Origin of the sequence: Streptomyces sp. Je 1-4 4N24 (assembly GCF_026239515.1) — a bacterium.
GTDB lineage: Bacteria > Actinomycetota > Actinomycetes > Streptomycetales > Streptomycetaceae > Streptomyces > Streptomyces nigrescens.
This window is the reverse complement of the sequence record NZ_CP110836.1, coordinates 8621569-8645483: the sequence shown is the minus strand read 5'-3', so window position 1 is coordinate 8645483 and position 23915 is coordinate 8621569. Positions and strand designations below refer to the sequence as shown.

Annotated in this window: 23 protein-coding genes; 10 read left to right on the top strand and 13 right to left on the bottom strand. The window is 69.7% G+C overall.

Features of this window, described 5'->3' with window-relative positions; all coding sequences use genetic code 11:
- Positions 1-13: 13 nt before the first annotated feature.
- Positions 14-3388, bottom strand: a complete 3375-nt coding sequence (locus SLV14N_RS37510; RefSeq protein ID WP_208687324.1) for a pyruvate carboxylase — start codon at positions 3386-3388, stop codon at positions 14-16.
- A gap of 248 nt (positions 3389-3636) precedes the next feature.
- Complete coding sequence (locus SLV14N_RS37505; protein WP_263272815.1) at positions 3637-6057, bottom strand: SpoIIE family protein phosphatase; 2421 nt, start codon at positions 6055-6057, stop codon at positions 3637-3639.
- A gap of 250 nt (positions 6058-6307) precedes the next feature.
- Here SLV14N_RS37505 and SLV14N_RS37500 point away from each other — a divergent pair, with 250 nt between their 5' ends.
- Together SLV14N_RS37500 and SLV14N_RS37495 are read left to right on the top strand one after the other, a co-directional pair.
- A complete protein-coding gene (locus SLV14N_RS37500) occupies positions 6308-6949 on the top strand; it encodes a protein-L-isoaspartate(D-aspartate) O-methyltransferase (RefSeq protein ID WP_263272813.1) in 642 nt (213 codons plus the stop codon).
- Positions 6950-7190: 241 nt separating this feature from the next.
- Positions 7191-7754 carry a DM13 domain-containing protein gene (locus SLV14N_RS37495; protein WP_208687321.1) on the top strand — a complete coding sequence of 188 codons (564 nt, stop codon included), beginning with the start codon at positions 7191-7193 and terminating at the stop codon, positions 7752-7754.
- Positions 7755-8054: 300 nt separating this feature from the next.
- Here the strand turns inward: SLV14N_RS37495 and SLV14N_RS37490 are convergent, their stop codons facing one another.
- From SLV14N_RS37490 to SLV14N_RS37450, 9 genes are all read right to left on the bottom strand, one after another.
- Positions 8055-8285: a hypothetical protein gene (locus SLV14N_RS37490; RefSeq protein ID WP_208687320.1), complete on the bottom strand. Its 231-nt coding sequence runs from the start codon at positions 8283-8285 to the stop codon at positions 8055-8057.
- A 193-nt stretch (positions 8286-8478) separates the two neighbouring features.
- Positions 8479-8958, bottom strand: a complete 480-nt coding sequence (locus SLV14N_RS37485) for a hypothetical protein (RefSeq protein WP_263272810.1) — start codon at positions 8956-8958, stop codon at positions 8479-8481.
- 183 nt (positions 8959-9141) lie between these two features.
- A complete protein-coding gene (locus tag SLV14N_RS37480; RefSeq protein ID WP_208687318.1) occupies positions 9142-9600 on the bottom strand; it encodes an SRPBCC family protein in 459 nt (152 codons plus the stop codon).
- A gap of 279 nt (positions 9601-9879) precedes the next feature.
- Positions 9880-10287 carry a hypothetical protein gene (locus tag SLV14N_RS37475; protein ID WP_263272808.1) on the bottom strand — a complete coding sequence of 136 codons (408 nt, stop codon included), beginning with the start codon at positions 10285-10287 and terminating at the stop codon, positions 9880-9882.
- A 23-nt stretch (positions 10288-10310) separates the two neighbouring features.
- Positions 10311-10694: a hypothetical protein gene (locus tag SLV14N_RS37470; RefSeq protein ID WP_208687316.1), complete on the bottom strand. Its 384-nt coding sequence runs from the start codon at positions 10692-10694 to the stop codon at positions 10311-10313.
- A gap of 35 nt (positions 10695-10729) precedes the next feature.
- The gene (locus tag SLV14N_RS37465) at positions 10730-11425 is read right to left on the bottom strand and encodes a hypothetical protein (RefSeq protein WP_208687315.1); all 696 of its coding nucleotides are present in this window, start codon (positions 11423-11425) and stop codon (positions 10730-10732) included.
- Positions 11426-11448: 23 nt separating this feature from the next.
- A complete protein-coding gene (locus tag SLV14N_RS37460; RefSeq protein ID WP_208687314.1) occupies positions 11449-11763 on the bottom strand; it encodes a hypothetical protein in 315 nt (104 codons plus the stop codon).
- A 389-nt stretch (positions 11764-12152) separates the two neighbouring features.
- Positions 12153-12689: a hypothetical protein gene (locus SLV14N_RS37455; protein WP_208687313.1), complete on the bottom strand. Its 537-nt coding sequence runs from the start codon at positions 12687-12689 to the stop codon at positions 12153-12155.
- A gap of 157 nt (positions 12690-12846) precedes the next feature.
- Entirely contained in the window at positions 12847-13017 is a 171-nt protein-coding gene (locus SLV14N_RS37450; protein ID WP_208687312.1) for a hypothetical protein, read from the bottom strand.
- A 691-nt stretch (positions 13018-13708) separates the two neighbouring features.
- Between SLV14N_RS37450 and SLV14N_RS37445 the strand changes: the two genes are divergently transcribed.
- Entirely contained in the window at positions 13709-13990 is a 282-nt protein-coding gene (locus SLV14N_RS37445) for a hypothetical protein (protein ID WP_259670660.1), read from the top strand.
- A gap of 88 nt (positions 13991-14078) precedes the next feature.
- Here SLV14N_RS37445 and SLV14N_RS37440 read toward each other — a convergent pair whose 3' ends face one another.
- The gene (locus SLV14N_RS37440) at positions 14079-15005 is read right to left on the bottom strand and encodes a MurR/RpiR family transcriptional regulator (protein WP_259670659.1); all 927 of its coding nucleotides are present in this window, start codon (positions 15003-15005) and stop codon (positions 14079-14081) included.
- 125 nt (positions 15006-15130) lie between these two features.
- On the opposite strand from SLV14N_RS37440, the gene SLV14N_RS37435 reads away from it, so the two are divergent.
- The 7 genes from SLV14N_RS37435 (at position 15131) to SLV14N_RS37405 (ending at position 22392) form a co-directional block, all read left to right on the top strand.
- Positions 15131-16288, top strand: coding sequence for a C45 family peptidase (locus tag SLV14N_RS37435; protein WP_208687311.1), 1158 nt, complete (start codon positions 15131-15133; stop codon positions 16286-16288).
- The gene (locus SLV14N_RS37430) at positions 16285-17970 is read left to right on the top strand and encodes an ABC transporter substrate-binding protein (RefSeq protein ID WP_263272804.1); all 1686 of its coding nucleotides are present in this window, start codon (positions 16285-16287) and stop codon (positions 17968-17970) included. Before SLV14N_RS37435 ends, SLV14N_RS37430 begins: the two co-directional genes overlap by 4 nt.
- A gap of 6 nt (positions 17971-17976) precedes the next feature.
- The gene (locus SLV14N_RS37425) at positions 17977-18927 is read left to right on the top strand and encodes an ABC transporter permease (RefSeq protein ID WP_208687309.1); all 951 of its coding nucleotides are present in this window, start codon (positions 17977-17979) and stop codon (positions 18925-18927) included.
- Positions 18924-19793 (top strand): ABC transporter permease, encoded by an 870-nt coding sequence (locus tag SLV14N_RS37420; protein ID WP_208687308.1) that lies wholly within the window; start codon positions 18924-18926, stop codon positions 19791-19793. Before SLV14N_RS37425 ends, SLV14N_RS37420 begins: the two co-directional genes overlap by 4 nt.
- 5 nt (positions 19794-19798) lie before the next feature.
- Complete coding sequence (locus tag SLV14N_RS37415; RefSeq protein WP_263272802.1) at positions 19799-20860, top strand: ABC transporter ATP-binding protein; 1062 nt, start codon at positions 19799-19801, stop codon at positions 20858-20860.
- Positions 20857-21735, top strand: a complete 879-nt coding sequence (locus SLV14N_RS37410) for an ABC transporter ATP-binding protein (RefSeq protein WP_263272800.1) — start codon at positions 20857-20859, stop codon at positions 21733-21735. The genes SLV14N_RS37415 and SLV14N_RS37410 overlap by 4 nt, the downstream gene beginning before the upstream one ends.
- Before the next feature lie 234 nt (positions 21736-21969).
- A complete protein-coding gene (locus tag SLV14N_RS37405) occupies positions 21970-22392 on the top strand; it encodes a RidA family protein (RefSeq protein WP_263272798.1) in 423 nt (140 codons plus the stop codon).
- 136 nt (positions 22393-22528) lie between these two features.
- Here the strand turns inward: SLV14N_RS37405 and SLV14N_RS37400 are convergent, their stop codons facing one another.
- Complete coding sequence (locus SLV14N_RS37400; protein ID WP_263272796.1) at positions 22529-23704, bottom strand: macrolide family glycosyltransferase; 1176 nt, start codon at positions 23702-23704, stop codon at positions 22529-22531.
- Positions 23705-23915 lie beyond the last annotated feature (211 nt).

Below are 23915 nucleotides of genomic sequence, written 5' to 3'. Positions count from 1 at the left end.
CGCGCGAGGCGATTCAGCCGATGTCGACAAGGAGATCGCCTCCCTCCACCTGCTGGATCTGGTTGATGGCCAGCCTGGCCACCCGCCCGGCCTTCGGGGCGGTGATCGCGGCCTCCATCTTCATCGCCTCGATGGTGGCCACCGTGGTGCCGGCCTCCACCTCGTCGCCCTCGGCCACCGCGAGCGTCACCACTCCGGCGAACGGTGCGGCGACATGGCCCGGGTTGGTCCGGTCGGCCTTCTCCGTGACCGGTACGTCGGCGGCCGCTGCGGTGTCGCGCACCTGGATCGGCCGCAGCTGGCCGTTCAGGGTGGACACCACCGTGCGCATACCGCGTTCGTCGGCCTCGCCGACGGCCTCCAGCTCGATCAGGAGCCGTACGCCCGGCTCCAGATCGACCGCGTACTCCGTTCCGGAACGCAGGCCGTAGAAGAAGTCCTTGCTGTCCAGCACGCTGGTGTCGCCGTAGGCCTGACGGTGGGTCTCGAAGTCGCGTGCCGGCCCGGGGAACAGCAGCCGGTTGAGCGTCGCGCGCCGGTCCTGCTCCAGTCCCCCACGGTCGTCCGCGGTGAGTTCCTGCACGGGCCTGGGTTCGGCGCGGCCTTCCAGCGCCTTGGCACGGAACGGCTCCGGCCACCCGCCGGGCGGGTTGCCCAACTCGCCGCGCAGGAAACCGATGACGGAATCGGGGATGTCGAACTCGTTGGGCGTCGCCTCGAAGTCCGCCGGCTTCACCCCGGCGCCCACCAGGTGCAGCGCCAGGTCCCCGACCACCTTGGACGACGGGGTCACCTTCACCAGGCGGCCGAGAATCCGGTCGGCGGCGGCGTACATCGCCTCGATGTCCTCGAAGCGGTCCCCCAGGCCGAGCGCGACCGCCTGCGTACGGAGGTTGGAAAGCTGGCCGCCGGGGATCTCGTGGTGGTACACGCGGCCGGTCGGCGAGGCCAGGCCCGCCTCGAACGGCGCATAGATCCTGCGGACGCTCTCCCAGTACGGCTCCAGGTCCCCGACCGCCTTCAGATCCAGCCCGGTGGGCCGCTCGGAGTGGTCGGTCGCGGCCACGATCGCCGACAGCGAAGGCTGCGAGGTGGTGCCGGCCATGGACGCCACCGCACCGTCCACCGCGTCCGCGCCGGCCCGGATCGCGGCGAGGTAGGTGGCCAGCTGGCCGCCCGCGGTGTCGTGGGTGTGCAGGTGCACCGGCAGGTCGAACTCGCGGCGCAGGGCCGATACGAGCTTCTCGGCGGCCGGAGCCCGGAGCAGCCCTGCCATGTCCTTGATGGCCAGGACGTGGGCGCCGGCGTCCACGATCTGCTCGGCCAGGCGGAGGTAGTAGTCGAGGGTGTACAGCCGCTCGGACGGGTCGGACAGGTCGGAGGTGTAGCACAGGGCGACCTCGGCGACGGCCGTGCCGGTCTCCCGTACGGCGTCGATGGCGGGCCGCATCTGCCCGACGTCGTTGAGCGCGTCGAAGATCCGGAAGATGTCGATACCGGTGGCCGCTGCCTCCTGCACGAAGGCGTCGGTCACCTCGGTCGGGTACGGCGTGTAGCCCACGGTGTTGCGGCCGCGCAGCAGCATCTGCAGGCAGATGTTCGGTGCGGCCTCACGGAGTGCGGCCAGGCGCTCCCAGGGGTCCTCGGCGAGGAAGCGGAGCGCGACGTCGTAGGTGGCGCCGCCCCAGCACTCCAGGGACAGCAGTTGCGGCATCGTCCGCGCCACCACCGGGGCGACGGCCAGCATGTCCTTGGTACGGACCCGGGTGGCGAGCAGTGACTGGTGGGCGTCGCGGAAGGTGGTGTCGGTGACTCCGATAAGCGGTGACTCGCGCAGCCACCGGGCGAAGCCTTCCGGGCCCAGCTCGGCGAGCCGCTGCCGGGAGCCGGCGGGCGGTTCGATGGCGGGCAGGGGCGGCAGTTTGGTGATCGGGTCGATCAGCTCGGGCCGTGCGCCGTGCGGCTTGTTCACCGTCACGTCCGCGAGGTAGGTGAGCAGCTTCGTGCCGCGGTCGGCGGAGTGGCGCGCGGTGAGCAGGTGCGGGCGCTCTTCGATGAATGACGTGGTGACCCGCCCGGCCCGGAAGTCCGGGTCGTCGAGCACGGCTTGCAGGAACGGGATGTTCGTGGCCACGCCGCGGATGCGGAACTCGGCCACGGCGCGGCGGGCCCGGCCGATGGCGGTGCTGAAGTCCCGGCCCCGGCAGCTGAGCTTGACCAGCATCGAGTCGAAGTGGGCGCTGATCTCCGTACCGGCGTGCGTGGTGCCGCCGTCCAGGCGGATCCCCGAGCCGCCCGGCGACCGGTAGGCGCTGATCCTGCCGGTGTCCGGGCGGAAGGCGTTGGCGGGGTCCTCGGTGGTGATACGGCATTGCAGCGCGGCGCCGTGCAGCTCGACCGTGTCCTGCGTGAGGCCGAGATCGGGCAGCGACTCACCTGCGGCGATACGCAGCTGTGCCTGCACGAGGTCGACGTCGGTGACCTCCTCGGTCACCGTGTGCTCGACCTGGATGCGCGGGTTCATCTCGATGAAGACGTGGTTGCCGTCGCGGTCGAGCAGGAACTCCACGGTGCCCGCGTTGCGGTAGCCGATCTCCCGGGCGAACCGCACGGCGTCGGCGCAGATCCGCTCGCGCAGCGCCGGGTCGAGGTTCGGCGCGGGCGCGAGTTCGATGACCTTCTGGTGCCGGCGCTGCAGCGAGCAGTCACGCTCGAAGAGGTGGATGACCTCGCCCTGCCCGTCGGCGAGGATCTGCACCTCGATGTGGCGGGGATCGACGACGGCCTTCTCCAGGAAGACGGTGGGGTCACCGAACGCGGACGCGGCCTCGCGGGCCGCCGCCTCGATGGACTCACGCAGCATGCCGGGGTCCTCGACGCGGCGCATACCGCGCCCTCCGCCGCCGGCGACCGCCTTGACGAACACGGGGAAGCCGATGTCGTCGGCGGCACGCACCAGTTCGTCCACGTCGCTGGAGGGCTCCGAGGAACCGAGCACCGGTACACCGGCCGCACGCGCGGCGGCCACCGCACGCGCCTTGTTCCCGGTCAGTTCGAGGGTGTCCGCGCTCGGCCCGACGAAGGTGATGCCCGCTTCCTCGCACGCACGCGCCAGGTCGGGGTTCTCCGACAGGAACCCGTAGCCCGGGTAGACCGCGTCCGCGCCCGCCCGGCGCGCGGCACGGACGATCTCCTCCACGGAGAGGTAGGCACGCACCGGGTGTCCCGGCTCGCCGATCTCGTGGGCCTCGTCGGCCTTCAGCCGGTGCAGCGAATTGCGGTCCTCGTGCGGGAAGACGGCAACGGTTTTCGCGCCCAACTCATAGCTGGCGCGGAAAGCGCGAATCGCGATCTCACCACGATTGGCGACCAGTACCTTGCGGAACATGCTCGATCCCTTCAGCCTGCCGTTGACGGACACCGTAGTGTCCTGGGCTGGCGGATCAGCCACCGGGCCCACGGTGACTTGTTACCTGACCAGGCGCAATGTACTCGGCAACGGGTCAGCGGGAACCCTGCCAGAGGTGGCGAAACACGCCGACACCCGGACACCCGGTGTTTCCCGCTGAACCCCTCTGAGCTGCGGAAACACCGGCCGGCCACACAGAAGTGAGTGCGAACTCACTCCCCTCGTCGTCACGGCAGCGGCTGCTCGGTCCAGATGGTTTTGCCGTTGCGCACATAGCGGGTGCCCCAGCGTTCGGTGAGTTGGGCGACGAGGAACAGGCCACGGCCGCCCTCGTCGGTCGTGGCGGCGTGGCGCAGATGGGGAGAGGTGCTGCTGGGGTCCGAGACCTCGCAGATGAGGTGGCGGTCCCGGATGAGCCGGAGGGTGACCGGGCCGTTGCTGTAGCGGTAGGCGTTGGTGATCAGTTCGCTGACGATCAGCTCGGTGGTGAACGCCATCTCCTCCAGCCCCCAGTCATTGAGCTGGGCCATCGCGAGCGTCCGGCCCTCGGCGGCCGCGGTCGGCTCCGCCGGCAGTTCCCAGGTGGCCACCTTGTGTGCGGCCAGGCAGCGGGTTCGGGCGGTGAGCAGTGCGATGTCATCGCCGGGGCGGTCGGGCAGCAGCGCGTCCTCCACCGCCTTGCAGGTGTCTTCCAGCGAGCGGGTGGGGTCGCTCAGCGCCCCGCGCAGCAGCTCCAGGCCCTCGTCGACGTCCCGGCGCCAGGCCGCCAGGAGCCCGTCGGTGTAGAGCGCGAGCAGGCTGCCCTCGGGCAGTTCCAGCTCGGCGGCCTCGAACGGCAGCCCGCCGAGCCCGAGCGGTGGGCCGGCCGGCAGATCGGGGAAGTCCACCCGTCCGTCCGGGGTCACCACCGCGGGCGGCGGATGACCGGCACGGGCGAGGGCGCAGCGCCCGCTGACCGGGTCGTAGACCGCGTACAGGCAGGTCGCGCCGACGACCTGTGGGGCACGTTCGCCGGTCGCCTCCTGCTCGGCCGCCAGCCGGTCCACGAGGTCGTCCAGGTGGGAGAGGACCTCGTCCGGGGGCAGATCGAGGTTGGCGAGGGTGTGGACGGCGGTACGCAGCCGGCCCATGGTGGCCGCCGCGTGGATGCCGTGGCCGACCACGTCGCCGACGACGAGGGCGACCCGCAGCCCGGAGAGCGGGATGACGTCGAACCAGTCGCCGCCGACGCCGGTGGTGGCATCGGCCGGCAAATACCGGTGGTCGATCTCGACCGCCGGGTGCTCGGGCACCTCGCTCGGGAGCAGGCTGCGCTGGAGCGCGAGCGCGGCCTGGTGCTGCTGGGTGTAGCGGCGGGCGTTGTCGATGCAGACGGCGGCCCGGGCGGCGAACTCCTCGGCCAGCGTGAGGTCGTCCTCCTCGAACGGCTCGGGCCGCCGCCACCGCCACAGGCTCACCACGCCCAGTACGAGGCCACGCGCGACCAGCGGCACAACGATGAGCGAGTGGACGCCCAGTTCCTGGAGCCGCTCGACCTTGTCCGGGTCAAGGGAGGACCAGTCCGGGGAGGACTCCAGGACCGGTTCGAGGACGGGCCGCCGCTCGGCCAGACATCTGGTCTGCGGGGCCCCCGGTGGGGGGTGCCTCATGTGGCCCACCGGATGCATCACCCGGGACGCCTCGGGTGCGATGCTCCGGACGGCCGTCCTGACCATGGGAGCCCAAGCCCCCTGGCCCGGCTCCTCACCCCGGGTCACCGGTTCCAGCAGGTCGACGGAGACACAGTCCGCAAGGTCGGGGACCGCCACCTCGGCCAGCTCGCGCGCCGTGCGCTCCACGTCGAGGGTGGTGCCGATACGGGCACCGACGTCGTTGAGGAGCGCCAGTCTGCGCCGGGCCCGGTAGCGGTCGGTGACGTCCTCCACCATCTGGGTGACGCCGAGGATCCGGCCCGCGGGATCCTGCATCCGGAAGGCCGACACGGAGACGACCAGTTCCCGGTCGGGGTCGTGCCGCAGACGGCAGGGCTGCTCGGTGAAGATCAGCGGCTCCCCCGTTTCGAGCACCCGTCGCAGCCGCGCCTCCACTGTTGCCGCGTCCCGGCCCATGACGAAGTCGCCGATGCGCAGCCCGCGGTAGTACTCGGCCCGGATGCCGCCGAACCGTGCGATCGCCCGGTTCACCCGCAGCAGGCTCAGGTCGGGGGCGAGCACCGCAAGACCGATCGGGGACCGGCGGAACATCCCGTCCAGGATCGACCGGTCCGTCTCCCACTGGACCACCTGCTCCGCGGGCCCGCCGACGAGAAACCACTCGATTCCGCTGTCCGCCCGCGCCACCGCCCGGACCCGGCAGCCCAGCTCCACCCGCTTGCCGCCGCGGTTCCGTACGGGGATGACCCCGAACCAGCCCCCGTCACTCAGGCAGGCAGTCACCGCGGCCATGACGACGTCTTCATCGCGCGGGTCGAGCAGCACCTCGCGCCCCGGCCGCCCCAGGACATCCTCGGGCGCGTAGCCGAGCAGCGCCTCGGCACGCTCGCTCCAGCCGACGACCCGCCCGTTGCCGTCCAGCACGGCGGAGGCCGAGCGACGCACGGCGAACGGATCGTCCGGGGCCTCGCTGAACGTCGTCACCGGTGTGTCCATCACCTACCACTCTCGTACCGTCCCGGTGCGACTGCGCGTCGGCGTCACGAGCAACGCCCCTGCCGGTGATCCGGGTGGCGCAGAGTGGAGGCAGCAGGGCGCGATGCCGCGGCCGGCCGTCCGCCCTGGGTGGTGGGGGGGCACGTCGACGAGGCCCGCACCGTCAGGTGATTGCGGCCGCTGGTGACCGACCTCGATGAGCGGTCTTCTGGAGCTATGACTCCCGATGAGCTGAGGGAGGACGGCGGATATGAGCAAGGACCGGCCGAGCGAGGATCTGGTACGGGCGGTCCGAGCGGCCGGCGTCAGTGACGAGCGCCTGCTCCAAGCCGTACGGATGACACCGCGAGCACCTTTCGTCCCCGCCGCTCACGCGCCGTCCGCCTATCAGGACGTACCCCTTCCGATCGGGCATGGCCAGGTGACCACCCAGCCCTCGCTCTCCGCGATGATGATCGACGGTCTCGACCTGCACGGCGGGGAACACGTCCTGGAAGTCGGCACCGGTCTCGGCTTTCAGACGGCACTGCTCGCCCGCCTGGCTGCCGACGTCGTCAGCATCGAGTGGTGGCCGGACATCGCCCAGCAGGCCCGGCGCAATCTGGACCGGCAGAACGTTCCCCATGTGGAGCTGCGCGTCGGGGACGGCAGCGCCGGCGTGCCGGACCGCGCCCCGTACGACGCCATCCTCGTATCGGCCGCCTTCCCGGACGTCCCTCCCCCGCTGGTCGAGCAGCTACGGATCGGCGGCCGCCTCGTACAGCCCCTCGGCACGGGCGGGCGCGAGGAGGTCGTGTCCTTCCGGCGGACCGCCTCCGGGCTGGAGCGCCGGCGCGTCCTGACCCTCGCCCGCTTCGTCCGCCTCCACGGCCGGTACGGCTATGCGCCGTGAGCGCGCCGGCCCAGCGCCTTCCACAAGCTGCCCGCCTCAGCCGCCTTGCACGTGCTGCCCGCCTCAGCGCCGACTCCTCCTGCCCACCGGCCCACCGGGTCACGGGCCCCGCGGCCGTCTCCCATTACCGGAGTCTTACCGTGCCCCCGGATTGCCCCGGAGGAGCGTCCCTACAGGGTTCCCTAAGGGCGAGGCTGACGGTCGATTCCGGTCAGCCGGTTCATACGCCTGAGGAGGCCCTGTGTCCCAGTCCCGCAGTGTCCGACTGTCCCGCCGCACCGTCCTGACCGTCCTCCTGGGGTTGGTCGTCGCCGCCGGACTCGGGCTGGCTCTCTTCCAGCCCTGGAAGGCGTTCACCGATACCGAGGTGAATGAGGCGTTGCCGGCCTCCTCCTCCTCGATGCGGACCCAGCCGTCGATGAAGGAGTCGCCCATGTCTCCCCGGCCGGCCGCCGGGCCGAAGGATCTCGCCGAGGGCCGCTTCGTCACCCATGAGCACGCCACCAGCGGAGTCGCCCGCACGGTCCGGCTGGCCGACGGCGGCCATGTGGTGCGTCTGGAAGACCTCAAGACCTCGGACGGTCCGGACGTACGGGTCTACCTGTCCACCCGTGACGCCGGCGCGGTCAAGACGGGCCTCGGGGACGGCGCGGTGGAGCTGGGGAAGCTCAAGGGCAATCTGGGCAACCAGAACTACACCGTCCCGGCGGGCACGGATCTGTCGGAGTTCCGCAGCGCCGTCCTCTGGTGCGAGAGGTTCTCGGTCTCCTTCGGCGCCGCCGACCTCTCCCCCGCCACGGGCTGATCCTTCCCCTCCTCCACCCGCCCGGAGAGGGGGCACACCCCGCTCGCCCGCGCCCTGCCTTCTCCCTGTCTCACCTGAGGCCCCGCCGTCCGATGGCGAGGGGAACCCGTGGAGATGTTCAGGGCGCGGCCTCTTCCCCGTCCCGGGCTCCAACTCCACCAACCCACCGGATACGTCTGGCAGTTGGCGCAACCGCGCCACCACCACCGCGACGGGGGAAGGGACGAGAGAAAGGGCGAGGCAGGCGAGAGAAGGCGCGAGGGCAGGAGCGCGACCACGGGCCGCCGGCGACTACGGCGACTACGAGGTGTACGTGCAGCCTTGCTTGCCGTAATGCCACTCGTACTGGCCCATCACCCACGGGTCCGCCGTGATCGTGAAGGTGCCGCGCGGAGCGGGACAGTGGAACGTCGTGGTGACGGTGTCACGGCCCGGCGGAGGCCCAGGCGACGCGGGAGCCGCGGAGGCGATGCCGGCACCTCCGGCGCTGAACAGCGCGGTAACGAACGCTATCGCGATGATCTTCTTCATCTCGTTTCCCCGTTCCATCGCGTGCGGGAACTGCCTCTGAGGACGATACACGCAACCGCCCAATTCGGAACAAGAGGAAAATTCACCCCATCGTCCGGGAAGAGTGCGCAGGCCCGGCCGCTGTCCGGGAGGGGTGCGCAGGCACCGCCGCTGCGGGGTCCGGAGCCGGGGCTCGTGGACGGGAGCTGGGTCCTCAGCCGCGCTGGGCATCCGGGCAGTCGGTTTCCACCCACGTGGCAGTGAGATCGCGGCAGACGACATACAGCGTGCCGGGGCGGAAGGCCACCTCGTGGGAGCAGCCGTCCTCGTGGGGCAGTATCTCGTCCAGGATGACCGTGCCGGGGTCCTCGCTCGCGGGGCCGTGCGGAATCTCGATCCGGAAGTCGGTCACGTCCGTGTAGCGGATGGTGAGGTCTTCGTCGTGCTTCCAGCAGTTGTGCCGGAAGTGGGCCTCGGCGTCCGGCTCTTCGGCGCTGGGCAGGCTCAACTGCCGGAGTTTGAGGTCTTTTGTGCAGCGTTTGCTGCTGAAGCTGTAGTGGTCCGGATCGGTGGCGAAGGCCCGGGCGCCGCAGGGCAGGTCGTCCATCACCTGGGGCAGACGCTCAAGGTAGCGGGCGGGGCTGATGACACCGGTCAGTCCGTTGATCCGGGCGTCGAGGTCCAGGTAATCCATTCGCCCATTGAAACCCGCCCCTGCTCAGATGGGTTGGGGCGGCCGGCGGTGGTCGGGGCGGTCGGCCCGCCCCTCCCGGCCGAGTTCATTCTCCCCCGCCGGGAGGGGCGGGCCGGGCGGCCGGCGTCGCTGCGGCAGCCGCGCCGCGGAGGCCGTCGGGGCCGCCGGGGCCGCCGGGGCCCATCAAGCGGGCGTGATCCGGCCGCGCCAGGCTCCGGATTCGGCACCACGGTGCTCGATATAGCCCTTGAAGCGCTGCATATCGCCCTTGACGCGCCGTTCGATGGTTCCCGACATGTCGGCGGCCTTCTCCGCCACGCCCGAGGGCTCGACGTCCATCACCAGCTCCACCCGCGTATGGGTCTCATCCAGGCGCCGGAAGCTGACCAGGCCCTTCTGCCGCGTGTCGCCGGTGGTGGTACGCCAGGCGATGCGGTCGTCCGGGAGCTGGTCAATGATCTCGGTGTCGAACTCCCGCCGCACGCCGCCGATTTTGGTGGTCCAGCGGTTGTGCCGGTCGTCAAGCTGGGTGATCTTCTCAACACCCTCCATGAACTTCGGGAACTCCTCGAACTGCGTCCACTGGTTGTAGGCGGTGTGGACCGGGACCTCGACGTCCACCGTCTCCTTCACCGTGCTCATCGCTACGCCTCCTCAGTGGTGGCATTGCGCAGGTAACAAAACCCGCGACGCGCATCTCGCGTGGTTCAGCGGGTGCCCGACAGCCGTCTTCTTAGACAACGCCGGCAGGATTTTTCGAGTCCTCCTCGCCCAGCCGGCCATGTGAGCCCCCGCAGCGGCTGACCGGCCCCGGTCGCTACGAGGGTTCGTGCGGGTCGCTGCAGCACAGGGCCCCCGGGCCGCCGGCACCCCTGGGAGGGACCGGCAGCGCGAGGGCCGCCGCTCTTCACCGGTTCCGGGTCAGCAGTTCACCCGCAGGACCTCGGACCCGCTCAGCCACGCACCCTTGAGCTCGTAGCAGTGGTTCTTGTTGGCGTCATCGATGGTGACCGTCTTCGGCGGACCGTCCGTGGAACCGGCGAAGGTCACCTTGACGGTGGCTCCGGTCGCCTCGGCCGGGAAGTACGCCTGCCAGCTGGCCCCCTTGGCCTTGGCGTTGCGGCAGTAGTTCTTCTTCTCTATGCCCGCCGGGCCCTGCCATTCGTAGCAGGTGTCGACGAAATACAGCGCGTCGCTCTTGAATTGGATGAAGTTGTCCGCGCTCGCGGCGGCCGACGGTGCCGTCAGAATTCCGCCGCCCAGTGCGAGGGCGAGAGCGGCCGCACCGTACCCGCCCGCCCGCTTCATCCGGCGAGTGTTGGCTTTCATCTTTCCGTTCCCCTCATCCCGGCCTAGCACTGCTTCTCGGTGATCTTCGGGCCCCAGGTGTAACCGGAAAGCTCGTAGCAGTGGTTGCGCTTCAGATCGGTGATCTGCGGTGTGATGTTCCCGCCGCCGACCTGTGCGTTCACCGTCACGCTCAGCTCCACACCGGTCGCGTCCTCCGGTATTTCCACGTTCCAGTCCTGGTTGATGGTCTTTCCGGAGTCACAGCTGTCGGGCGTCTGCGAACCCGTCCACTTGTAACAGGTGTTGGCCACGAACCAGCCCTTGTTGGAGAACGAGATGGAGTGGCCCGATCCGGCAAAAGCCGGCGATGCCGTCACCACCGCGCTACCCAGCGAGATGCCGATCGCGGCGACGGCGCAGGCCGCCGTTCTCCTCATTTTCGCCATGACTGCGTCCTTTCGTCTCGTCGGTTCCCGCCGGATCACTGTTCGATCAGCAACTTTTCGCCGCACTGCACGAGGTCGGAGCCGGCGCGCGGGGCGGCCCCTTCCTTGAGGGGAATTTCCGTACGCACACCGGAAATCTTCGCCCCGCCGAACTTCCCGCCCTGGATGGTGACGTCGGAGGTGACGCGCTCCATGTCATGCCCCACCTTGAGCATGCCCCGCCAACCCGGCTTCACGGTGACGTCGATGCTGCCGGTCTTCGTCTCCGTATGGGTCTCGTTGTACTGGGCACTGACGCCGATCCCGACACCCTTGGCCAGCTCGATATCGATGGACCCGCCCACGTTCCAGCCCCAGGCGAACGCGTGCATGCCGCCCATCTGCTGCTTAAGGTCCGTCTGGCCCGGACCGCAGTTCTCCAGCGGGCCGGTGCCGGTGCCGGCGTTCTCCACGTCGAACCACTTCGTCACCTTTTCGGGAGTGCCGACCGTTGTCGACGCGCACGAAACCGACTGGCTCTTGCACTGCTCAAGGGCTTCCTTGACCCGGGCCACATCAGTGTCCTTGAGGCCGTTCTTGTATTCGACCGTCGGCGTCGCCTCGTTCACCCACTTGTCCGTGTGACCGTTCACCGTCTTGAGTTCGGGTTCTGCCGCAAAGGCCACCGGAACGGTAAAAGCGACTGCGGTGGTGAGTGCACCGGCGACCACGCCCATGCGCATGAAGTTCATGGCTCTGTTCTCTTTCTTGTATTTCAGCAACCGGTTTCGACCAGCTTTTCCGATCCGAGCAGGCCCTGGATCTCGAAACAGTGGTTCGTGCTGGTGTCCTTCACGGCGGCGCTGTCCCTGATGGCCCCCCACTTCGAAAGCTTCAGGTTGACCACGGCCGAGGTCGCGTCCGCCGGGAAGTACGCGGTCCAGGATTGCCCCACTGCCCTGCCTTCGTGGCAGTAGTCCTTTCCGCTGGTGCCCAGCCACTCGTAGCACGTGGTCGCGACAATTCCCGCCTTGTTGGTAATCTTGACGTAGTTGTCGGACCCCGCATGAGCGGCCGGGGCGAGCGCCACGGCGGAAGCGCAGAGGGTCACCCCGGCCGCCAGACTGAATACCGTCCTTCGGGCAGTTCTCAAGGTTCCGGCCTTTCTCTGAACTGTGGTGCGGCGCCTGGGAAGAGCATCGATTTCCGATGCCGCGCCGTGTGCTCACAGTTATGCCCGGCCAGACCCCCGTTGGGAAGAAACAGGCCGCAGAGCTGCGGTGCGCAGAAGAATCACAGCGGTCGACCACGAAGTTAGACACGGGGACCACGGATCTATCTCGTGGTCAGCCACTACGGCACGAGGACGTCCAGCCCGGCCATGAGGAAGCACCCCTCCCAGTGCGGGAGCGCGCTAAGGATCCGGTGTGCTGCACATGAAGCCATCGCCCGTTCGTCCGGTCCGGGGAAGCCCCGGCATCAGTCCTCGTCCTCCTGGTCCTCGTCCTCGTCGTCTTCGTCGTCATACCAGCCTTCGACCATCCCGACGAGCCGTTCATCAATCGGATTGCCCACCTCGTCGTCCTCGGCGAGCAGGCGGCGTAGCGTGTTCAGCGGGTACCAGTGCTCACCGGGACCGGCCCCGGGTGCGCCCACGCAGGGGGTGTCCAGGAGTCCCGGCGCCTCTGTCTCGCCGTAGAACGGCGGTACTTCGCCCGTGTCGAAGTCCGGCTCGAACTTCCACACCCACCCCTTGCGGCGGCACAAGACTTCGCCGATGTACCACACGGCGCCTTGGATGAAGGGAGTGCGGCGCTGCTGAGTGATCTCCTCCGTCTTGGTGTACACCTCCCTCACCAGGTCTTCCAGTGCGTCCAGGGAAGCGTTGGAGAAGTCGAACACGGTGACGCCTCCGGCTTCGTGGGCCCAGTGTTCGAAGCCGGTCTGTCGTTCGGTCAGCCACGCCAGGAGATCGGGGTGACGGGTCGAGTCATAGCTTTCACGGGGTGCAGGCATGCCCGGAACCGTACCGAACGCCGCTGACAGTGGTCCCGGAGCTTGCCGAGTCGGTACACGACACCTCAACTACCCGTTACGCACGGCATGTTGGTGCTTTCCAGTGTTGTTGGCCGGCGGAGGCGGACCGTGAGATGCCGCCCCGCGCCCAAGATCGTCAGTAGTCGACGTGAGAGGTGCCAGGCACGTCGAGGTCGTCCTCCAGGTCGACTTCGCTGAAGCGGTTCGCGTAGACGGGTTCGATGAAGACGTTGCTGTAGTCGGGCTTCGCCGGGCGAGGGGGATTGGCGGAGATCTTGTTGTGCGGCTGCGGTGCTGAGGGGGACATGAGGTTCCTTGCTGTTTATGGCCGTAAGCGGTGGTTGGGCTGTGATGGCTCACGCGGTCGGGCAGGTGTCCGACGAACCTTGGGATGCGGCGCGGGTCAGCCAAACGTCGGGGGCCGATGCCGCGAACCAAGTGTCGGCGCTTCAGCTCCACCGAAGTAGCCGTGGTTGTGCTGCCGTTGGGCCCCTGCGATGTGGTGTCGTACCGGGTCTGCCAGTGTCGGCGAGGGGATGCGAATCGCTCCAGATGCTCGATTCGGTGATCATGATACGTGCATCGGGCTCAGCAGAGCTTGTCAGACGCCGCATGGACGAGTCGCCCCCTCGTTTCTACGGGCGAACCGCTCAAACTCCGGCTGCCCTGAGAAGTTGACGGAAGGCACCCGTAAAACGTCAGGGTTCGCCTCCACTTGTCGGCGGATGCAGCGATGCGGGGCCCGGAGCCGAAGTGGCCGACATGCGAATGCACAGAGTCGTCACCACAGGAGTGGCGCTTGTCGTCTCCCTGACCATCGGGGTGGGGGTGGCCGCCTCTGCCACCGCACCATCCGGCTCCCGCCCCTCGGCAGCTCATGATGCGGTGCGGTTCGAGTTGCCCGAGCCGACGGGCGGAAGCCGGTCGGGAGCACGGAGCTCCATCTCGTCGACCACGAGCGGCCCGACCCCTGGGTCGACGGCAGAGACCGGGAACTGATGGTCAGCGTGTGGTATCCGGCGCGTTCGACGCGCGAGTATCCACGCCGGCCGTACCTACAGCCCGGCACCGCCCGCTTCGTGGACGAATCGGACTCGTTCAGGCTGGCCCGGCCCGGCGATGTGGACTGGGCCGCCATCCGGACGGACGCGGCTTCCGCGGCACCTGCCGACCACCACGGCGGGCGGCCGGTCGTGCTGTACTCGCCGGGCCTGCAGTCCTTCCGTGCGCTCGGCACCTCGACGGCGGTGGAACTGGCGAGCCGCGGCTACGTGGTGTGACCATGGACCACACCTATGAGGCACCGGCGGTGGAATTCCCGGGGGGCCGGATTGATGAGTGGCCGGTACGCGTGGCTGTTACGAGCGGTTAAGGGGCCTCCTTCCGGCCGCGGGTGCGGACCGAGGGGGGCAGCAGCTGCTCGCGCAGGGCGGTGAGTTGGTGTGAGGTCTCCACAGCGCGGGTCTCGTCCAGCGTGGTGAGGGCGAGCAGCAGGGCGTCGGCGATGACCAGGCCGGTCAGTGACTCGGCGGTGATGCCGGTGGGGGTGTGCGGCGCGGTCAGTACGGCCTCGACGCGGCCCTCGAAGGTGTCGCCGAGTTCATCGGTGACGAAGACGACCTTGGCGCCGACCGCGCGGGCCCGCTCCACCAGCACGGTGAACTCCGTCAGCGGGCGCGCCGGCTGGAAGACCACCACCGCGTCGCCGCGCCCCAGTGGCAGCAGCGCATCGGCGAACGCGAATCCGGTCGCGCCCAGGAAGCGGGCCCGGCGGCCGGTCCGGGCGAGCATCAGGGCGAGGTGCCGGGCGGCGAGTTCGGAGGCCGCGACGCCGTAGCAGAACACCTCCCCGGCCTGGGCCAGTGTGGCCACCGCGCGCTGGAAGGACTCGGTGTCGGTCAGTCGACGGGCGTGTCCGATCCGTTCCGCCGCCTCGTCGAAGACGTCGTCCCAGATGACCGTGAGGTCCTTGCCGAAATGGGCAATGCGCTGCCGCAGCCGGACCTCGGGGGCGACGGTGGTGGTGAAGTCGGTGGTCAGATCCCGCTTGAGGGCGGGCAGGCCGGCGTAGCCGATGCGCTGGAGGGCGCGTACGACGGTGGCGTTGCTGGTGCCGCTGGCGGTCCCCAGCTCCTGGGCGCCGGCGAAGAGCAGCTGCTCGGGCTCGGCCCCCACGAGGTACTGGGCGACGGCGCGCTCGGAGGCGGAGAGCTCGTCCCAGGCGTCGCGGACGGCGGCCCGCAGCCGCGTCATGCCGGTGCCCTCGCCCACGCCCGCCCCTGCTGGAATCTCCATTACAACCCTTGACTTTCATGAGACCGGCATTACTCTCCTGGACAACGCATTCCAAGAGACCCACTTGCTGAAATTGACGTTACAGCATCACACGTCCCGGCACTGGGTCCTGCGCAGGGAGAGACATGGCACAGCGCACCCTTCCGGTCATCGAGATCGCCGGTCCGCCGGCCGAGCGAGGCCGTCAGTACGGCGAGGCGGTGCGCGACCGCATCCACGCCGCGATCGCGTACTACGAAGCCGCCTTCGGCGCCTCCAGCGGGCTGACCTGGCAGCAGGTCACCGCCCGCGCCGCCCGCTGGCTGGCGCCGGTCCGCGACTACACACCCCACCTGGTCGACGAGATGCAGGGGATCGCCGACGGCGCGGGCGTCGGCCTGCTCGACATCCTCGCCCTCAACGCCCGGGGCGAGGTCCTCTACGACAAGTCCTTCACCAAGATCAGCGAGGCGGCGCTGTCGGCCGATGAGGAGCCCGCCGAGGGCTGCACCTCCTACGCCGCCTACGGGGAGGCCAGCGGCGACGGCCATGTCTACGCCGGGCAGAACTGGGACTGGCGGGCCGGCGTCGCCGACACCGTCGTGCTGCTCCGGATCGTCCAGCCGCCCAAACCGACCCTGATCATGCAGGTGGAGGCCGGGCAGATCGGCCGCCAGGGCGCCAGTTCGGCCGGTATCGCGCTCAATGCCAACGGTCTCGGCGGGCGGTTCGACGACGCGATCGGGCTGCCGCAGACCGTCGTACGGCGCAGCGTCCTGGACCAGGACAGCATCACCGACGCCCTCGAAGTGCTGTGCCGCACCCGCGCGCACATCGCCAGCAACGCACTGCTGACCTGCCGCGAGGGATTCGCCGTCGACCTGGAGACCACTCCGGCCGGACACGGCTGGATGTATCCCACCGACGGGCTGCTGGTGCACGGCAACCACTACCAGGCCGGCGTCCCGGCCGCGCTCACCGCCGGGTACCGCCCGGTGTCCTCCGACTCCCTCGTACGGGTCCCGCGCGCCGAGGCCGGACTGCGGGCACTGCGTACGTCCACCGGCCCCGACGAGTCGCGCAAGATCATCCGACAGGCGATGTCCGACCACCTCGGCCACCCCGAGTCGCTGTGCACCCACCCTGATCCCCGGAAACCGGCGCTCCGGCACTGGACGACGCTGGTCTCCTCGTGCGTGGATCTGACCAGCGGCGAGTACCACGCCACTGCGGGCACCCCCTGCGAGCACGAGTACCAGCGGGTGCCGTGGAACCTCTACGACGGACCGGGAGCACACCGATGAAGCTCACTTCCCGGCCCACCGCTCCCCTGCTGGCCGCGGCCGTCGTCACCCTCGCCCTGGGCACGGCGGGGTGCAGCGGCGCCACCAACACCCTCGGCGGCGGCAAGACGCTGAACGCCGCCGATCTCCGGCTCACCCCCACAACTGCCGAGGCCACCGGCCGGCTCGACACCGTCAACTGGTTGCTGGAGGACGAACCGGACTCCCTCGACCTGGACACCCAGGGCACCAGCGCCGGCCGGACCGTGCTGACCAACGTCTGCGAGCGGCTCTACCAGCTCCAGCCGGACATGTCCGTCCGCCCCTTCCTCGCCCGGAAGGCCACCCGCCCCGACCCCACCACCCTGGTGCTGAGCCTGCGCGACGACGTCACCTTTCATGACGGTACGAAGATGACCGCCGACGACGTGCTGTGGAGCCTGAAACGGCACGCCGACCCGGACATGGAGCAGGCCGACGAGTTCGTGAACGTCAAGAAGATGGCCAAGACGGGTCCGCACGAGATCACCGTGACCTTCAAGCAGCCCGACGCCCTCTTCACCAAGGCGCTCGCGGGCGATGCGGGGCTGGTGTACCACCGTGGCCAAGTACAGGCGGCGGGAAAGGAGTTCGGTACCCCGGGGCGCGGAGACGCCTGCTCGGGCCCGTATGAGCTCACGAGCTGGAAGTCGGGTGACTCCCTCACCATCCGCCGTTCCGACAGCTACTGGGGCAGCAAGCCGCTGACCCGGCAGATCGTCTTCCGCTGGGCCTCCGACAGCGCCTTCGTCAATGCCCTGACCACGGGCGCCGCCGACGGCGGCTACGCCGAATCCCCCAACACCGCCGCCGCCCTGGCCGGCCGCAAGGGGCTCACCGAGCACTACGGCCCCAGCACCGCCTCCCTCGCCCTCATCCCCACCGAGCGAGGCGGCCTCAAGGACCCCGCGATCCGCCGCGCGCTGTCCCTTGCCCTGGACCGTGCCGGCATCGCCGCCTCCGGCTACGGCGGGCTCGTCCAGCCCTGGGCCACCCCCGTCGGCTCCGGCGCCTGGGGCTATGCGAAACCCGCATTCGCCGCGGCGCAGCGGAAGCTGAACGCCGCCGCCCCCGCGCGGCCGGACGCCGCCGCTCTCGCACGGGCCAAGAAGCTGGTGCAGTCGGCGGGGGCACCCGACGAACCGATCATCATCGGCACGGACGCGAGCCAGGGCCGCACCGTCATCGCCAACGCGGTGCGTGCCGCGCTGCAGAGCATCGGGCTCGTCGGACAGATCAAGACCGTGCCGACCGCCCAGTTCGAGGAGTTCTACAGCTCTCAGCAGACCCGCTCGGAGATCGATGTGCTGGTCGGCGACTGGTACATCTCCAAGAGCGACCCGATGGGCTTCTACGACAACGCCCTGTCGGACAGCCCCAACAACTGGGTCGGCTTCAAGAGCCGTACATACGACAGCACGGTGCACCAGGCACTACGCACCCTGGATGACGGCGCGCGCGCCCGGCTCGCCGTACGGGTGCAGAAGGAGTTCGCCGACGCGGCGGTGTGGATTCCCGTCGCGCAGCTGCCCTCCGTCCTCGTCCTCAAGGACGGACTGACCGGGCCGCCCGCCTCACAAGCCCACCTCTACTACCCCTGGGCCGCCGAACTGGGTACCGCGCCCGGGGCCGCCCCCGCCCACCAGCCCCAGGAAAAGGACTGAACCGCCGTGGTCCGCAGACTCGTGCGGCGCATCGCCGGCCTCATCGCGACGCTGTTCGCCGCCTCCTTCGTCATCTTCGCGTCCGTCTACGCCGCCCCCGGCGACCCGGCAGTCTTCCTCGCCGGCGGCCGCGACAAGCTCACCCCCGAGAAAATCGCCACCGTCCGCGCGCAGTACCACCTCGACGAGCCGCTGGTCGTCCAGTACGGCCGCTGGCTGTGGGACTGCGTGCACACCGACCTGGGGAGGTCCTTCCGCTACGGCGACCAGGTGGCCGATCTGCTGACCGCCAGGCTGCCCACCACCCTCGCACTCGTGGGCTACGCGACGGTGCTGTTCGTCCTGCTGGGTGTCGGCGCCGGGGTGCTGGCGGCGGTCCGCCGCGGCTGGGTGGACTCCGCCGTCGTCGGCGCCACCACCCTCGCCGGCTCCGTCCCCTCCTTCGTCGCCGCCATCGCGCTGATCTCGCTCTTCGGGGTGCGGCTCGGCTGGTTCCCGGTGACCGGTGGCGGAACGGGCTTCGCCGGAACGGTCCACCACCTCACCCTGCCCGCCCTGTCCATGGCACTGGGGGCGTTGGCGATCATCAGCCGGGTCACCCGGCAGGCCATGCTGGATGCCGCGGCCGCCGACCATGTGGAGGTCGCGCGGGCCTGTGGCGTCCCCGAGCGCGAGATCGTCCTGCGGCATGTGCTGCGCAACGCCCTCGGCCCGATCGTCACCATGTGCGGTCTGGTCACCGCCGGAATGCTGGCCGGCACCGTCGTCATCGAGACCGCCTTCGGGATCAGCGGCATCGGCTCGCTGCTCGTCGGCGCCATCAACACCCATGATTTCCCGGTCGCCCAGGCCGTCCTGCTGCTGATGGTCACCGGCTACATCCTCGCCACCACCCTCGTCGACCTCGTGCACCCGCTGCTCGACCCGCGGGTCAAGGCCGCAAGGAGCACCATATGACCTCCCTCTATCCGGCGGTGGGCCCCGGCCCGACGGTGACCGCAGGGCGCCGCCCGCGTACCAGGCGTCCGGTCGCTCCGACGGCGGCCGCCGGTTTCCTCGCACTGGTGGTGCTCGCCGCTCTCTGCGCGCCGCTGCTCGCCCCGTACTCACCGGACGCCATCGATCTGTCGTCCTCGCTCGAAGGCACCGGCCGGGAGCATCTGCTGGGCACCGACGCCTCCGGCCAGGACCTGCTCAGCCGGGTCCTGTACGGGGCCAGGACCAGCCTGATCGCGCCGCTGCTGCTGCTCGCGCTGGCCGCCACGCTCGGCGTCACCCTGGGCACCGTCGCCGCCTGGCGCGGTGGCTGGGTCGACACCCTGGTCAGCCGGATCACCGACGTCATGTACGCCTTCCCGGGCCTGCTGTTCGTCGTGCTCATCATCGCGGTGTTCGGTTCCGGTATCACCACCTCGGTGATCGCCCTGGGGCTGGCCTTCGCCCCCACCATCGCCAAATACACCCGCAGCATCGCCCTCGCCGAACGCGCCAAGCCCTATGTCGATGCGTACCTCGTCCAGGGCATGGGCGGCGCCCGGCTCTGCGTCCGCCACCTCGTCCCCAACCTCGGCCGCTCACTCGCCGGCTATCTCGTCGTCCTCTTCGGCGAGGCCCTGATGAGCCTGGCCACCCTCAGCTATCTGGGCTTCGGCACCCAGCCGCCCAGCTCCGACTGGGGGCTGATGGTGCAGGAGGGCCAGGCCGCGATCGTCCAGGGAGCGCTGCTGCCGGCCATGGTGCCGGGCTGTGCCGTGGCCGCCGTCGTGGTGGCCTTCAATGTCGCCGGTGTCCGGGCCGCCGACCGACTCTCCGCCAAGGGATAGCCGCCATGCCGAACCCGACCACGCACCCTGCCCCCCTCCCGTCCGCACCCCCGCCGGACGCCGCTCCGCTGCTGGACATCGACCGGCTGACGCTCCAACTGCCCGGCACCGCCCGCCCCGTCCTCGCCGAGGTCTCACTGCGCGTCGGCCCCGGCGAAATCGTCGGCCTGGTCGGGGAGTCCGGATCGGGCAAGTCCACCACCGCCAAGGCCGCACTGCGGCTGCTGCCCGAGGGCGCCCGCGCCGAGGGCACCGTCCGGGTGTCGGGCACCGAGGTGCTGTCCCTGAGCGGAGCGGCACTGCGCGCACACCGCGCCGGCACCGTCGCGATGGTCCACCAGGACCCGCGCTCGGCACTCAACCCGGTCCGCAGGATCGGCGACTTCCTCACCGAACGGCTCACCCGCAGCGGACTCGACCGCCCCGCGATACGCGCCCGCACCCTCGAACTCCTGGACACTGTGGGCCTGTCCGACCCGGAGCACCGCATCCGGCAGCGCCCGCACGAACTCTCCGGCGGCATGCTGCAACGCGTCGTCATCGCCGGTGCGCTCGCCGCCGCCCCCCAGCTGCTGCTCGCCGACGAGGCCACCAGCGCGCTGGACGTCACCACCCAGGCCGAGATCCTCGCCCTGCTGCGCACCCTGCGCGACGAGCACGGTATGGGCCTGCTCTTCATCACCCATGACCTGCAACTGGCCGCCGCCTATTGCGAGCGGGTGTACGTCATGTACGCGGGCCGGGTCGTCGAGGAACAGCCGGCCGGCGCCCTGTTCAGCGCGCCCCGGCACCCCTACACCCGCGGGCTGCTGGCCTGTTCGCCCGACCTGGCCGAAGCGCCGCGCGTGCTGCGCCCCATCCCGGGCCGCCCGCCGTCCCTCGCCGACGCCTTCCCCGGCTGCCCCTTCCACGCACGCTGTGCACACGCCGACGACGACTGCGCCGCCTGGACGCCGGCCCCGGCCGCGCTGCCCACCGGCGGCTCCGCGTCCTGCCGCAAACTGCCGGACGCCCCGGCACCGACCGACTCCCCCACGCCGTCCTCGTACGAGAAGAGGCAGCCATGACCGGCATCCACCCGCTCCACGCCCCGGCGCCCCGGCCCGCGCACGACGGCACGCCCGTGCTGGTGGCCGAGGGACTGGCCAAGACGTATCCCCTGCCGGGCGGTGGCCGGCACCGGGCCGTCGACGGGATCTCCTTCACGCTGCCGCGCGGCGGCTCGATCGGGATCGTCGGGGAGTCCGGGTCCGGCAAGACGACCGTGGCCCGGATGCTCGTCGGACTGGTGCGCCCCGACGCCGGCACCGTGACCGTCGACGGCCACGCCCGCACACCCCGTACGCCACGGGGCCGGACAGCACGGCTGGCCAGGGCCCGGGACCTCCAGATGGTCTTCCAGGATCCCTATGTCTCACTCGACCCCCGGCTCACCGCGCGCCAGTGCCTGCACACCGCGCTACGGCTGCACGGCGCAACACCGCGGCACGCCGAAGAGCGGGCGACGGAACTGCTCGGCCTGGTCGGGTTGGGAACCCGGGAGGCCGGCGCCCGGCCACACGGACTCTCCGGCGGACAGCGCCAGCGCCTCGCCATCGCCCGTGCGCTCGCCGTCGACCCGAAGGTGCTCGTCCTGGACGAGGCGGTCGCCGCGCTGGACGTCTCCATCCAGGCGCAGATCCTGCAACTCCTGGCCGAGATCCGCCACGACACCGGAGTGGCGTTGGTGTTCGTCAGCCACGATCTGGCCGTGGTACGCCACCTCACCGACGAGACACTGGTGATGCGGCACGGCCGAACCGTGGAGCAAGGCCCCACCGAGCAGGTACTCGCCGAGCCGGCAGCGCCATACACCCGGGCGCTCCTGGCAGCCGTGCCACACCCGGGGTGGGACCCCGCAACAGCCACGGCGGCGGCCACCATGGCAGGACTCACGGCATAGCGATGCGCGCCGGCCCGCGCCGCCTACCGCTGAGGACACCAGCACATCGGCTTCATCAAGCACCTCACATCAACAGCGGGCACCCCGGCGAACCTGTGCGCTCGCAGCCCTGGATGATCTGAGGTGCGGATATCTGCCGCATAGAGTGAATCACGAGGGAAAATCCGTAACCCGCAATCTGCAATCTGCAATCTGCAATCTGCAATCTGCAATCTGCAATCAAGGAAGTGTGACGTGCCGCGTAAAACGCTCCAGCCGCAGGAACTGTTCTCCAGCAGGCCGTGGGGCTTCTCCCAGGTCGCGGTCTCCCCACCGGGAAAGATCGTCAACATCGCGGGGCAGGTGGCATGGGACAGCAACCACGAGGTGACGGCGGTGGGGCGGGAGGCGCAGCTTCGGCAGGCGCTGAAGCATGTGTTCATCGCTCTCGAAGCCGTCGGCGGCACCCCGGACGACATTCAGATCCTGCGGCTCTACCTTCCGAATTTCGAGTCCGGCCCCGAGGCGGATCTCATCGGCCGCGTCCTCGTCGACACCTTCGGAACGGAGAACCCGCCCCCGTCCTCATGGATCGGAGTGCAGGCTCTGGCACAGCCGGAATACCTCGTCGAGGTCGAGGCCATGGCGGTCGTACCGGAGGAGAACCGCGCGGGGTGACGACGGGTGCCCACAAGGGCGGGGTGTGCACAGGAGGCCACCGCGGTGTCCCCCTGTACACACCCTCACCCTCGCCCTCGGGCCTTGCCTGATCACGACGTCACGAGACATCCCTCAGGCGAGGTGCAGCGGATGTTCAGCGGAGATACTCCTCGATCACATCCACACCGCGCACGGCTCCCCCGCTCTCCCTGATGACCTTGCGCATCCGGTCGAGGTTGGCACGTACCGTGGAGTCGGAAGCGACCCGGGCGACCGCGGCACGCAAGGACTCGGCGGTCACCGTCGCCGCGTCCAGTTGCTCGCCGAGCCCCAATTCCTGTGCCCGCCCGGCGTTGGCAGCCTGCTCGGGCATCTGCGGAACGGTGATCAGCCCTACCCCGTAATACAGGGACTCCATCGTGGAGTTCATGCCGGCGTGGGAGACGAAGGCGGCGGCCTGCCGCAGCACGGCCGGCTGCGGGAAGTGCGGGCGGACGTCAAAGGTGGGCGGAATGTCGCCCAGCTCGGCGACGTCCAACCCTCCCACAGACATGGCGACGTGATACGGCCCATCGCCGAAGGCCTCGATGCAGGTGCGGTAGAACTCCGGCCGGTCGTTGAAGACCGTTCCCAGCGAGATGAACAGGACGGGCGCGTCGGGGTCGGCGGGCGACCAGGGTTCGTCATGCTCCCGGCTTCCCAACGAGGGGCCGATGAAGCGGAAGCGCTCGTCGAAGGTGTCACCCGCGGGCTGGAACTCCCTGGGTATGAAGACGAGGTTGAGCTTCTCGGTGACATCGAGGAAGTTCGCCGGGTCGAGCACGACGCCGTGCTCGGCGGAGAACTCCGCACAGTCGTCGGCGAGTGCGGCGGCCAGGGGGCTCTCGTTGCCGTCGCCGCCCATGAAGCTGGCGAACAGCGAATACACCTCGTTCGAGGCGAGGTTGGGAATGAGCCGCACGGCGGGTAGGCCCAGTTGCTCGGCAAGGACCCGGGCCGACCAGTTCATTGCGTCGTAACAGATCGCGTCCGGCGATTCCGTGACGCAGTGCTCTCGCAGCACCGGGTAGGCCGAGCGCATGGCCGCGAACAGGCGGCGCATGAAAACGGCGATATCTGCAGGACCGAACTCGCGTGGCGGCGCCGCCATCACATCCACCGGCTGCAGCTCCACCCAGCGCGCGCCGGCACTGATCACCGCTTCGGAGTGCTCCGCGCTGGTGGCGTAGTCCACTCGGTGCCCTCGCCGCACGAGTTCCTGGACCAGCGGCAGTGTGGGATTGACATGCCCGTGCCCTGCAAGGGCCACAAATAACAGGTGTTTTGGCATATCGCACATTCTACCGAGCCGGGATCTCGCGCCTCGGTGGGCGCCCTCTGGGGGCGGGCACTTGGGCCGACGAACCGCAGTACGTAACGCGTCGCCGCCGCCTTGCGAAGGGATTGCCCGTTCACTGCGGGCGAGGAGTGGCAAAGAGGAGTACCCACTCCTTGCCACTCTCAACTTATAGCTCACTGGGGGGCTTGCGGCAAGGGCCCGG

Coding starts and splice junctions, on each gene's coding strand:
- SLV14N_RS37510 (WP_208687324.1), bottom strand. CDS start 3,388: ATGTTCCGCAAGGTACTGGTCGCCAATCGTGGTGAGATCGCGATTCGC.
- SLV14N_RS37505 (WP_263272815.1), bottom strand. CDS start 6,057: ATGGACACACCGGTGACGACGTTCAGCGAGGCCCCGGACGATCCGTTC.
- SLV14N_RS37500 (WP_263272813.1), top strand. CDS start 6,308: ATGAGCAAGGACCGGCCGAGCGAGGATCTGGTACGGGCGGTCCGAGCG.
- SLV14N_RS37490 (WP_208687320.1), bottom strand. CDS start 8,285: ATGAAGAAGATCATCGCGATAGCGTTCGTTACCGCGCTGTTCAGCGCC.
- SLV14N_RS37485 (WP_263272810.1), bottom strand. CDS start 8,958: ATGGATTACCTGGACCTCGACGCCCGGATCAACGGACTGACCGGTGTC.
- SLV14N_RS37480 (WP_208687318.1), bottom strand. CDS start 9,600: ATGAGCACGGTGAAGGAGACGGTGGACGTCGAGGTCCCGGTCCACACC.
- SLV14N_RS37475 (WP_263272808.1), bottom strand. CDS start 10,287: ATGAAAGCCAACACTCGCCGGATGAAGCGGGCGGGCGGGTACGGTGCG.
- SLV14N_RS37470 (WP_208687316.1), bottom strand. CDS start 10,694: ATGGCGAAAATGAGGAGAACGGCGGCCTGCGCCGTCGCCGCGATCGGC.
- SLV14N_RS37465 (WP_208687315.1), bottom strand. CDS start 11,425: ATGAACTTCATGCGCATGGGCGTGGTCGCCGGTGCACTCACCACCGCA.
- SLV14N_RS37455 (WP_208687313.1), bottom strand. CDS start 12,689: ATGCCTGCACCCCGTGAAAGCTATGACTCGACCCGTCACCCCGATCTC.
- SLV14N_RS37450 (WP_208687312.1), bottom strand. CDS start 13,017: ATGTCCCCCTCAGCACCGCAGCCGCACAACAAGATCTCCGCCAATCCC.
- SLV14N_RS37445 (WP_259670660.1), top strand. CDS start 13,709: ATGGTCAGCGTGTGGTATCCGGCGCGTTCGACGCGCGAGTATCCACGC.
- SLV14N_RS37440 (WP_259670659.1), bottom strand. CDS start 15,005: ATGGAGATTCCAGCAGGGGCGGGCGTGGGCGAGGGCACCGGCATGACG.
- SLV14N_RS37435 (WP_208687311.1), top strand. CDS start 15,131: ATGGCACAGCGCACCCTTCCGGTCATCGAGATCGCCGGTCCGCCGGCC.
- SLV14N_RS37430 (WP_263272804.1), top strand. CDS start 16,285: ATGAAGCTCACTTCCCGGCCCACCGCTCCCCTGCTGGCCGCGGCCGTC.
- SLV14N_RS37420 (WP_208687308.1), top strand. CDS start 18,924: ATGACCTCCCTCTATCCGGCGGTGGGCCCCGGCCCGACGGTGACCGCA.
- SLV14N_RS37415 (WP_263272802.1), top strand. CDS start 19,799: ATGCCGAACCCGACCACGCACCCTGCCCCCCTCCCGTCCGCACCCCCG.
- SLV14N_RS37410 (WP_263272800.1), top strand. CDS start 20,857: ATGACCGGCATCCACCCGCTCCACGCCCCGGCGCCCCGGCCCGCGCAC.
- SLV14N_RS37400 (WP_263272796.1), bottom strand. CDS start 23,704: ATGCCAAAACACCTGTTATTTGTGGCCCTTGCAGGGCACGGGCATGTC.